Here is a 10,786-nt window from a genome sequence, read left to right on the forward strand (position 1 = left end):
ATTGAAATTATAGTTTCATGTTATCTAAAAACTACTAAAATCTATTTCTTTGTTGCATATATATTACTCATGATAGTTACAAAACTCACAACAGTTATGGTGCTCAAAGGCATTATGATAGCAGCTACAATGGGCAATAAATTTCCTGTAACGGCAAAACTCAATCCTACAATATTGTACAATAATGAAAGTGTAAAACTCATGTAAATTGTAAGCATTGCATTTTTGGAATAGTTCATGAAAAAGGCAATTTTTTGAAACTGAGAAGCGTCTAAAATTCCGTCACAAGCAGGTGAAAAGACATTTACATTTTCTGAAATTGATATTCCAACATTACTTTGTGCTAAAGCTCCAGAATCGTTCAATCCATCGCCAACCATCATTACATTTTTTCCTTGCTTTTGTAAATTTTCTATGTAGTGCAGTTTCTGTTCTGGTTTTTGATTGAAAACTAAAGTTGCATTTGCTGGAAGCATTTTTTCCAAAATCTTACGTTCGCCGTCATTATCTCCAGAAAGAACAATCAATTTGTAATTTTTAGACAAGCGTTCAAATAATTTTTCTAAACCTTCTCTATATTGATTATTGAAAATATAACTGCCTTTGTAAACACCATTTATCTCAACATGGACTTTTGTTTTCTTGTGCGTGTTCTCGCTCATGTGTTGCAAAAATTGAGAAGATCCTAATTTTACAGTTCCGTCTTCAAACTCAGCATTAATTCCTTTACCTATTATTTCTTCAAAGTGCAAAGGTTCTATTTTTTCTTGTTTCGGAATAAAATCATACAATCTTCGACTTAATGGATGGTTGGAACCTCTTAAAGTGTTGCCTAATAATTTTAATTCAAAATCATTTAATGGTTCACCTTCATAAGTGATAGAAGTTTTTTCATTGGTTGTAATGGTTCCAGTTTTATCAAATACAATTGTATCTACTTTGGCCAATTGCTCAATAACCATAGCGTTTTTTAGGTACAACTTTCGTCTTCCCATAATTCGCAATACATTGCCTTGTGTAAATGGAGCTGTAAGTGCTAGAGCGCATGGACAAGCCACAATTAAGATTGCCGTAAATACATTGAAAGCAGTATCGACGCTAATAAAAATCCAATATAAAAAAGATAGTACTGCCAATGCAAGCAAGGCTGGAGTAAAGTAACGACTGATTTTGTCCGTTATGGTTTTGTGTTTGATTTCTACTTTTTTCTGAAAAACATCGTTGCTCCACAGTTGTGTCAAGTAACTGTTTGAAACCGAAAATAGCACTTCCATTTCGATTACTTTACCCAATTGTTTTCCGCCTGCAAAAATTTTATCACCAGATTTTTTTTCAATTGGAACGGCTTCTCCAGTAACAAAACTGTAATCTATTGAAGCTTTATTAGAAATTAAAATTCCATCAACCGGAATTAATTCTTGATTTCTAATTAGTAGTCGATCTCCTTTTTTAATATCATAAACTTGAACTGGAATTTCGGTTCCATTGGATAAAATTTTAGTAATTGCGATAGGAAAATAGGATTTGTAATCACGTTCAAACGAAAGAAAACTGTAGGTTTTTTGTTGGAATAATTTTCCGAGCAACATAAAGAAAATTAATCCGCACATGCTGTCAAAAAAACCTTGTCCGTAATCAAAAATTATATCGACGGTACTTCTGATAAACATTACTATAATTCCTAAAGCAATTGGAATTTCGATATTTAACATTCCTGCTTTGATACTTTTCCAAGCTGAAACATAATAGCCACTTGCCGAATACAAGAAAGATGGAAGTGAAATTGCAAAAACTAACCATCGCAAGAATCCTCTATATTGATTGATCCAAAATTCATTTACTTCAAAATATTCTGGAAATGAAAGCAACATTATATTTCCAAAACAGAAAAATGCTACTCCAATTTTATAAACCAAACTTCTATCAACAACTTTTTTACCTTCTTCAAAATTATCTAAACTGATGTAAGGTTCATAACCAATAGAACAAAGAAGTGCTACAATTTGTTTAAGGTTTGTTTTCTCTGGATTGTAGTTTATTCGCACTTTTTTCTCTGGAAAATTTACCTGAGACGTGTTTATTCCCGATTGCAATTTTTGTAGATTTTCCAAAATCCAAATACATGAACTACAGTGTATGTGAGGAACATAAAGTGAAATAATGTGTGTTGCATCTTCTTGGAATTCAAGAAGTTTTGAAACAATGTTTTCATTTTCTAAAAAGTCATATTTTCCGTTAATATCCAATGGAGTTGCACCCGGAGATGCCTGAAAATCATAATAACAAGACATGTTATTTATACTGAAAATTTCATAAACAGTTTTACAACCATTACAACAGAAACGTTTTTCGTCAAATAGAATTTCTTCTTTTTTTATAATTTCATTACCACAATGGAAACAATTTGTTGCGTCCATAAATTTGCTCATTTTACCTTGAACAAAGGTTGAACAATTCTTAAATTTAAAATATGATAATTGTCATACTATTTGATATCTTTGCAAGACCTTTAAACAAAAAGCATTATGAGCAAATGTGAACAATGCATAGTTAGACAGTTTAGTTCGTTGAAAGCCTTGAACAAAGAAGAACTTTTGCGAATGGCCGACTGCAAAACATCCTATACCATAAAAAAAGGCGAACATATTTTTGAAGAAGGCGAAATTACTAAAGGCGTATTTTGCATTAAAGAAGGTGTTTGCAAACTTTCTAAATTGAGTGCTAATGGAAAAGATCAAATAGTAAAATTGGTTAAACCAGGCGAATTACTTGGTCAAAGATCGATGATAAGTGATGAACCTGCCAATTTAAGTGCCGTAGCGCTTGAAGATATGGAAGTTTGTTTTATTCCAAAAACAGATGTAATGGGATTTTTCAATGATAATAATGGATTTTCTATGAATGTTATGAAAACCATTTGTAGTGATTTGAAAGATGCTGATGACCACATGGTAAATATGGCTCAGAAAAACGTAAAAGAACGTTTGGCCGAAACTTTACTTTATCTTGAAGATACTTTTGGTAAAAATGAAGATGGAAGTTTGCACATTCAACTTTCTAGAGATGAGTTAGCTGGAATAATTGGTACTGCTACCGAAAGTTGCATTAGATTATTATCTGAAATGAATAAAAACGGCTTGATAGAACTTACTGGCAAAAAGATTACAATACTTGATAAAATTAAATTAAAAAGAATGGCTGAATAAATTATTCAGCCATTTTTATTTTCTAACCTTCTTTCTTATTCAAGAACAAATAATATACTGGAATTCCGAGTCCAACAATAAACAATCCTAAACCAGTACTTGTAGTTTCATAAATTAATAAGGTTACACATATTAAAGATGTTACAATAATGTATAATATTGGTATTATTGGATAACCAAAAGCTTTGTAAGGTCTTTCTGCATTTGGTTCTTTTTTTCTTAAAATAAAAATTCCGTAAATGGTAAGAATATAAAAAATTAAAGAGGCAAAAGTTGCATAGGTTAACAAATCGCCATACCTACCAGAAATACATAAAACACAAGCCCAAAGACATTGAAACCAAAGCGCTTTTGCAGGAACATCATTGTTATTTAATTCTCCTGCTTGTTTAAAAAAGAGTGCATCTTTTGCCATGGCATAAAACAATCTTCCGCCAGATAAAATTAATCCTGAGTTGCATCCAAAAGTAGAAACCATAATTAATGCTGCCATTGCAAAAACACCAATATTTCCCATAATCATGCTTGCAGCTGCTGCTCCAACCCTATTCTGACTGGCAAACATAATTCCGTGTTGTACTACAGAACCATCTGGAGTTCCATTTAATGGCAATAAAGCTAAGTAAGCAATATTGGCCAAGATATAAATGATAGTAACTATTAATGTTCCTAGAAATAAACTTCTTGGAATATTCTTTTTTGGGTCTTTAATTTCTCCTGCAATAAAAGTAACGTTATTCCAAGCATCGCTAGAAAATAAAGAATTTATAATAGTTGCTCCAATGGCACCAACCAGAGCTACACCTGAGATTTTTGTTACTGTTGCTGTCTTGGTAGTTTCGTCAAAAACTGTTTTACTTGCGTCCCACATATTGGCAAAATTATCGTGAAAAGTAGTGGTATGAAAGCCAATATACAATCCGAAAATAATTAAGGCAAAAAGAGCAATCAATTTGGCAGATGTAAAAACCAATTGAATAATTTTTCCGTTTTTGACACCTTTTGTATTGATATAAGTAAGCAAAACAATACTAAACATAGCCAAAACTTGACTGTTGGTAAAAGTAAAACTATCGCCTATTGTAAAGATTTTATTTTCTAAAACTGGAAAGAAAACGGCGGCATAATTGGCAAAAGTAACAGCAACTGCAGCGATAACACCAGTTTGAATTACTGTAAAAACTGTCCATCCGTAAAGAAAGGAAATTAATTTTCCGTAAGCACGTTGGATGTAGACATATTGACCGCCAGCGTTGGGCATCATTCCTGCTAATTCACCATAACTGAGTGCTGCCGACATCGTTAACAAACCAGTAATTAACCAAGTGACTAAAATCCATGCAGCCGAACCTAAATCGCGCGCCATGTAAACTGTTACTACAAAAATTCCGGAACCAATCATGGAACCAGCAACTAAACTAGTTGCATCAATTAGACCTAAAGAGCGTTTTAATTCTTGACCCGAGCCTTTTGGGCTAACTGATGAAGTATCTGTTTCCGACATAAAGTTTAGTTTTGGTTAGTTTTTCAAATATAGTAAAATAGAGCATAGAAAAATAGTAGCTAATTATAGTTTCTTAGCTTCTTCCCAAAAAACATCCATTTCTGCCAAAGTCATGTCCATTAAAGGTTTTCCAAGTTCGCCAGCTTTGCTTTCTAAATATTGAAAACGCTTGATGAATTTTTTATTGGTTCGTTCCAAAGCATCTTCGGGATTGACTTTTAGAAATCTTGCATAATTAATCATTGAGAATAAAACATCTCCAAATTCGGCTTCAATTTTATCTTGATCACCAGCGGCAACTTCTACTTGAAGTTCTTGTAATTCTTCTTGAACTTTATCCCAAACTTGATGCGATTCTTCCCAGTCAAACCCTACTCCTTTTACTTTATCTTGAATTCTACTTGCCTTTACTAATGCTGGCAAACCTTTGGGAACTCCTTCTAAAACCGATTTTTTTCCTTCTTTGAGTTTTAGTTTTTCCCAGTTTTGTTTTACTTCTTCTTCATCGGCAACCACAACATCTCCATAAATATGTGGATGACGGTGAATTAATTTATCACATATTTCATTTGAGACATCGGCCATATCAAAATCGTTGGTTTCGCTTCCTATTTTGGCATAAAAAACAATGTGCAATAACAAATCGCCTAGTTCTTTTTTTATTTCTTGTAAGTCATTATTTAAGATTGCATCGCCCAATTCGTAGGTTTCTTCTATGGTCAAATGACGTAAACTTTCTAGCGTTTGCTTTTTATCCCAAGGACATTTCTCTCTTAAATCGTCCATTATATCTAATAATCTTCCAAAAGCTTCGAGTTGTTGTTTTCTTGAGTTCATTTTTAATTTTAATTATTTGATAAGAATCCCTCGACTGCGCTCGGGAAGACAAATTTTCTTTAATGTAATCGTAAAAATAAAAAATCCTACTACTCAAAATTGGTAATAGGATTTATATTTATAAAAAAGTAATTAACTATTTTTTTGTTTTTGCTTTTGGAGTTTCGGCTTTATCAGCTTTAAGTTCTTTCTTGGCTTTTACTTCTTCAACTACTTGTTCTTTAACAGATTCAGCGTTTTCCACTTTTGGTTCTTCTTTAGAAACCAATCCTTTAGCTTGAAGTGTATTGTACCAATTTAGCACTTTTTTAATATCTGAAGGATACACTCTATCTTCATCATAATCTGGCACTACTTGTTTAAAATAAGCCAATAACTTTTCGTTATCTTCTTTATGAGATATAGCTGGACCTTCATTTTCTTTAATAGCAATGGCACGCATAATCTCTACCAAAGGCTTCTCTTCGCTATGTGTGTACATAGAAATTTCAGAAAGTAAACTTACATTACTTCTCAATCCTACAGTTATCTTTTTCCCATCTATCATAGATTCTGCAACGAATCCTGAACGCGTTTGAACTTTTAATTCGTATAATCCTGGTTTTCCTGAAATCGACAATATTTTTTCTACATTCATTTTCTAAAAATTATTTTAAGAGTGGCAAATATAACTAAATAAAATTCCAAAAATCAAAACCCAAATACCAATTTTAACAACATTATGTGATTTTAGAATTTGGAATTATCTTGGCAATTCTTGGTAATTTGAGAAAGAATTGGAATTTGGAATTTCTAAAATTGGAATTTCTAAATTATCTTCCTTTTTTATTACAAAATTTCATTCTATAATCTGGTCTGGCTTTACCGTCCATAATGTTTTGTAACTTCTTTTTAATCAATGTTTTCTTTAACATTGCGATTTTATCAGTAAAAAGAATTCCTTCAATATGATCGTATTCGTGCTGAATAACTCTTGCAATTAAACCATCATAAACTTCTGTTCTTTTGTTAAAATTTTCATCATAAAACTCTAAAGTTATTTTTTCATTACGATAAACATCTTCTCGAACATCAGGAATACTCAAGCAACCTTCATTAAAACTCCATTCTTCGCCTTCTTCTTTTAACATTTTGGCATTAATAAAAGTTTGTTTGAAACCTTTAAGTTGCTCTTGCTCTTCTGCAGACAAATCATCGCTGTCGCTAAATGGCTCTGTATCAATAATAAACAATCTAATTGCCAAGCCTATTTGTGGTGCAGCCAATCCAACGCCATAAGCATTATACATGGTATCATACATATTAACGATAAGTTCTTGCAGATTAGGATAGTCAACCGAAATCTCGTCGCCTACTTTTCTTAAAACTGGATCACCATAGCCGTATATTGGTAGTATCATTTTGATATTATATTTTAAAATCGAAGTGCAAAAGTAATAAAAATTCAGCTATTTGCCATCACTTTTTAGACTGATGTAGTTTTTAACTTTAAAATTAAACCTATCACAAATTTGCAAATAGAAACTTTAACAATCCTTATATTTGTAGTAAATTCCATTTTAAATGAGAAACAAAATTAAAAGTTTTACTGAAAGTTATAATTTTACCAAAGCACTAAAAATAACTATTGCCGCAGTACTACCTGTTATTGTTCTCTCCTATTTTAATCTTTTTCAAATAGGTTTTACCATAGCACTCGGAGCTTTTCTAACTTCTTCAAGTGATATTCCAAGTAACTTAAAGCATAAAATTAACGGAATTTTAGTAGCCATTTTAATAATATCTACTGCTACTTTTAGTATCAATATCTTACATCCTTATCCTTTTATTTTTTATCCACTTTTAACAATTAGTGTTTTTTTTCTGTCAATGATTTCTGTTTATGGGCATCGCGCTATGATGGTCTCATTCTCTGGTTTGTTGTCTATTGCATTGGCACTAGGGAAAACTCATACAGGTTGGGAAATTGTAAATTATGTTCTTCTTATCATTGCAGGTGGATTTTTCTACCTATTGGTTTCGTTGACTTTTCATTACATAAAACCGTATCGTTATATTGAAATTCAAATTGCTGAATGTATAAAATTGACTTCCAAATATCTAAAATTACGAAGTGATTTATGGGAAATAAACTGTAATCGATCGGATATTATTTCCAAACAACTTAGCCTACAAGTAGAAATTAATGCTATTCACGAGGATTTAAGAGAACTTTTAATTAGAAATCGATCCAATACTGGAAGTTCCAATCAAAATAGAAAAATGTTAATTTTCTTTATTTCATTGGTCGAAATATTAGAATTAGCTCTTTCAACATCGTTTGATCATGCCAAGCTACATGAGAAATTTGATTCGCATCCGATGGTTTTAAAAACCTATCAAAATCTTGCTTTTAATCTTGCCGAAGTTTTAAAACAACTTTCAGATTCTATAGAAAATAACAAGAAATATAATGGTAATCATTCCTTGTTACAAGATTTAGAAAATACCGAAATTGTTATTAAAAATTATAAAGTAGAATTGGGTTTAACATCGCAATCTGAAGGTATTTTGATGCTAACAAATATGTTACATTATGCTGAAAAACAAGTTGAAAAAATTGTAATTCTAGAACGAATTTTATCAGCAAAAATTGATTTACAGGATTTTAAAGTTAAAGATAAAGAATTAGAAAAATTCCTTACTCCTTTATATTATCCGTTAAGTACTTTTCTTGAAAATTTGAGTTTCTCATCAACAGTTTTTAGACATTCTATAAGATTAACTTGCACAATTTTAGCAGGAATTTCAATCGGACAATTATTTTCGTTCAATAATGCCTATTGGATCGTCTTGACCATAATTGTAATAATGCGACCAGGATATGGATTGACAAAAAAACGATCATTCGAGAGAATTTTCGGAACTATTCTTGGCGGATTTATTGCCTTTGGCGTTTTATATTTCACTCACAATACAATAATTACTAGTACATTAGCAATAATTTCTATTTTATTAGGCTTTACTTTCACACAAACCAATTATAAGGTTGGAGCAACTTTTGTAACAATGTATGTGGTGTTTGTTTATGGCATGCTAGTGCCCAATATTGATTCTGTAATTATAAATAGAATTTTAGATACACTTATGGGTTCAGCTCTTGCATTTGCTGCAAATTATTTTCTTTGGCCTTCTTGGGAATTTATGAATATTAAGAAATTTATAGAAAAATCTATTGAAGCAAACCGAAACTACATTGAGCAAATATCACTTTTCTATAACGAAAAAGGTGAAGTGACAACCTCTTATAAATTGTCAAGAAAACATGCCTTTATCGAATTAGGAAATCTTATGACTTCGTATCAAAGAATGGAACAAGAACCCAAATCGAAACAAAAAATGCTTTCCCAAATTTATAAAATAACCGAACTAAATCACACTTTATTATCGGCATCGGCATCACTTGGTAGTTATGTTCAAACCCACAAAACCACCAAAGCATCTGAAGCTTTTAATGTAGTAATCGATGCTGTTATCACCAATTTAAATTATTGTATTGCAATGCTAAACAATCATAACACGTTAGTTTTCAAGACCAATAATGAAGTTGCAATTCGATTTAAAGAATTAAAAGATATACTATCAAAAGAACTAAAAGAAGGCACTCTTGACGATGAAAAATACCACCTAAAAATGCAAGAATCTCAACTTGTTATTGAACAATTATTATGGTTGACCAATTTGTCTGAAAGCATTTTAAAAAGCTCAAAAATAATTAGTGCCAATTAAAAAAAATTAGACGTTTTTTAACTTCAAAGTTTCAGATGTTTTAGTTCTAATTTGATCACACAATTCTTTATTATCATTTAAAGATTGACCAAAAGAAGGAATCATTTCTTTTAATTTTTCTTGCCAAATAGACGACTCAAATTGCTCTTTGAAACATTTTTCTAAAACATCAATCATTATAGAAACTGCAGTTGAAGCTCCAGGAGAAGCACCAAGTAAACAAGCCAATGTTCCGTCTTCTTTTGCAATAATTTCGGTTCCAAATTCTAATATTCCACCTTCTTTTTCATCTTTTTTAATTACTTGAACGCGTTGTCCTGCTTGAAGCAACTCCCAATCTTTCATCATGGCATCAGGAAAATATTCTTTCAAAGCATTTAATCTATCCTCGTCCGATTGCATAACTTGTTGCACTAAATATTTGGTAAGCTGAATGTTATGCAAACCAGCAGATAACATTGGAAGTATATTATCAACTTCAATTGACTTTAATAAATCAAAGTAAGATCCATTCTTTAAAAATTTAGTCGAAAATCCAGCAAAAGGACCAAAAAGTAGTTCTTTTTTGCCATCAATTATTCTAGTGTCTAAATGCGGAACTGACATTGGTGGCGCGCCAACACTAGCTTTTCCGTAAACTTTTGTCTGATGCTTTTCAATAATTTCTTCATTAGTACATTTCAACCATTGTCCGCTCACAGGAAATCCACCATAACCTTCACCTTCTTTAACATTGGCTTTTTCTAACAATAACAAAGATCCTCCACCAGCGCCAATAAAAACAAATTTTGGGTAATTCTTGAACTTAGAATTGTCATCAAGATTTCTAATTTTTAACCGCCAAATACCATCGTCATTTTGTCTTATCTTTTGGACTTCATGATTGTAAAATATAGAAATCCCATCTTGTTTTGTTAAATATTCAAACATACTTTTGGTTAATGCTCCAAAATTTATATCAGTTCCTAATGGCATATACGTTGCAGCAACTTTTTCCTCTTTAGCTCTGTTTTGCATAACCAATGGCATCCACTTTTGTAATTGATCAAAATTGGTGCTGAATTCCATATTAGAAAACAACGGATTCTTAGACAAAGTTTCAAATCGTTCCTGTAGATACGCAACATTCTCATTTCCCCAAACAAAACTTAAATGTGGAATAGAATGTATAAAATTTTCTGGATTTGGAAGTTTATTATTGGCGACCAAATAACTCCAAAACTGACGCGTAACTTCAAACGATTCAGCAATTTTTATAGCCTTACTAACCTCTACTGAACCATCCTCGTGCTGTGGCGTATAATTTAATTCGCAGAAGGCAGAATGTCCGGTTCCAGCATTATTCCAAGCATCAGAACTTTCCAATGCAGGTTACCAAGCCGTTCATAAATTGCTATAGTTATTTCGGGTTGTAATTCTTTAAGAAAAACAGCAAGAGTCGCACTCATTATGCCTGCTCCAACCAATACTA

General features: G+C 31.7%; 7 protein-coding genes and 1 pseudogene. 2 read left to right on the forward strand and 6 right to left on the reverse strand.

What is annotated here, in order from left to right; all coding sequences use genetic code 11:
* Positions 1–41: 41 nt before the first annotated feature.
* The gene (locus tag ACH2CG_RS09145) at positions 42–2,417 is read right to left on the reverse strand and encodes a heavy metal translocating P-type ATPase (protein ID WP_395064405.1); all 2,376 of its coding nucleotides are present in this window, start codon (positions 2,415–2,417) and stop codon (positions 42–44) included.
* Between the two features lie 108 nt (positions 2,418–2,525).
* Here ACH2CG_RS09145 and ACH2CG_RS09150 point away from each other — a divergent pair, with 108 nt between their 5' ends.
* The gene (locus ACH2CG_RS09150) at positions 2,526–3,206 is read left to right on the forward strand and encodes a Crp/Fnr family transcriptional regulator (RefSeq protein WP_395064407.1); all 681 of its coding nucleotides are present in this window, start codon (positions 2,526–2,528) and stop codon (positions 3,204–3,206) included.
* 22 nt (positions 3,207–3,228) lie between these two features.
* Here the strand turns inward: ACH2CG_RS09150 and ACH2CG_RS09155 are convergent, their stop codons facing one another.
* The 4 genes from ACH2CG_RS09155 to def all read right to left on the reverse strand — a co-directional run bounded on the left by ACH2CG_RS09155 (position 3,229) and on the right by def (position 6,947).
* On the reverse strand, positions 3,229–4,710 hold the full coding sequence (locus ACH2CG_RS09155) for an APC family permease (protein WP_395064409.1): 1,482 nt from the start codon (positions 4,708–4,710) through the stop codon (positions 3,229–3,231).
* A 63-nt stretch (positions 4,711–4,773) separates the two neighbouring features.
* A complete protein-coding gene (mazG, locus tag ACH2CG_RS09160) occupies positions 4,774–5,547 on the reverse strand; it encodes a nucleoside triphosphate pyrophosphohydrolase (RefSeq protein ID WP_395064411.1) in 774 nt (257 codons plus the stop codon).
* A 136-nt stretch (positions 5,548–5,683) separates the two neighbouring features.
* Positions 5,684–6,184 (reverse strand): DUF5606 domain-containing protein, encoded by a 501-nt coding sequence (locus ACH2CG_RS09165; RefSeq protein ID WP_395064413.1) that lies wholly within the window; start codon positions 6,182–6,184, stop codon positions 5,684–5,686.
* Positions 6,185–6,359: 175 nt separating this feature from the next.
* Entirely contained in the window at positions 6,360–6,947 is a 588-nt protein-coding gene (gene def / locus ACH2CG_RS09170) for a peptide deformylase (protein WP_395064415.1), read from the reverse strand.
* 163 nt (positions 6,948–7,110) lie between these two features.
* Between def and ACH2CG_RS09175 the strand changes: the two genes are divergently transcribed.
* On the forward strand, positions 7,111–9,315 hold the full coding sequence (locus tag ACH2CG_RS09175; RefSeq protein ID WP_395064417.1) for an FUSC family membrane protein: 2,205 nt from the start codon (positions 7,111–7,113) through the stop codon (positions 9,313–9,315).
* A 6-nt stretch (positions 9,316–9,321) separates the two neighbouring features.
* Here the strand turns inward: ACH2CG_RS09175 and ACH2CG_RS09180 are convergent.
* A pseudogene (locus tag ACH2CG_RS09180) lies at positions 9,322–10,786 on the reverse strand (malate:quinone oxidoreductase); the annotation flags it as partial.

The organism is Flavobacterium sp., from assembly GCF_043778725.1.
GTDB lineage: Bacteria > Bacteroidota > Bacteroidia > Flavobacteriales > Flavobacteriaceae > Flavobacterium.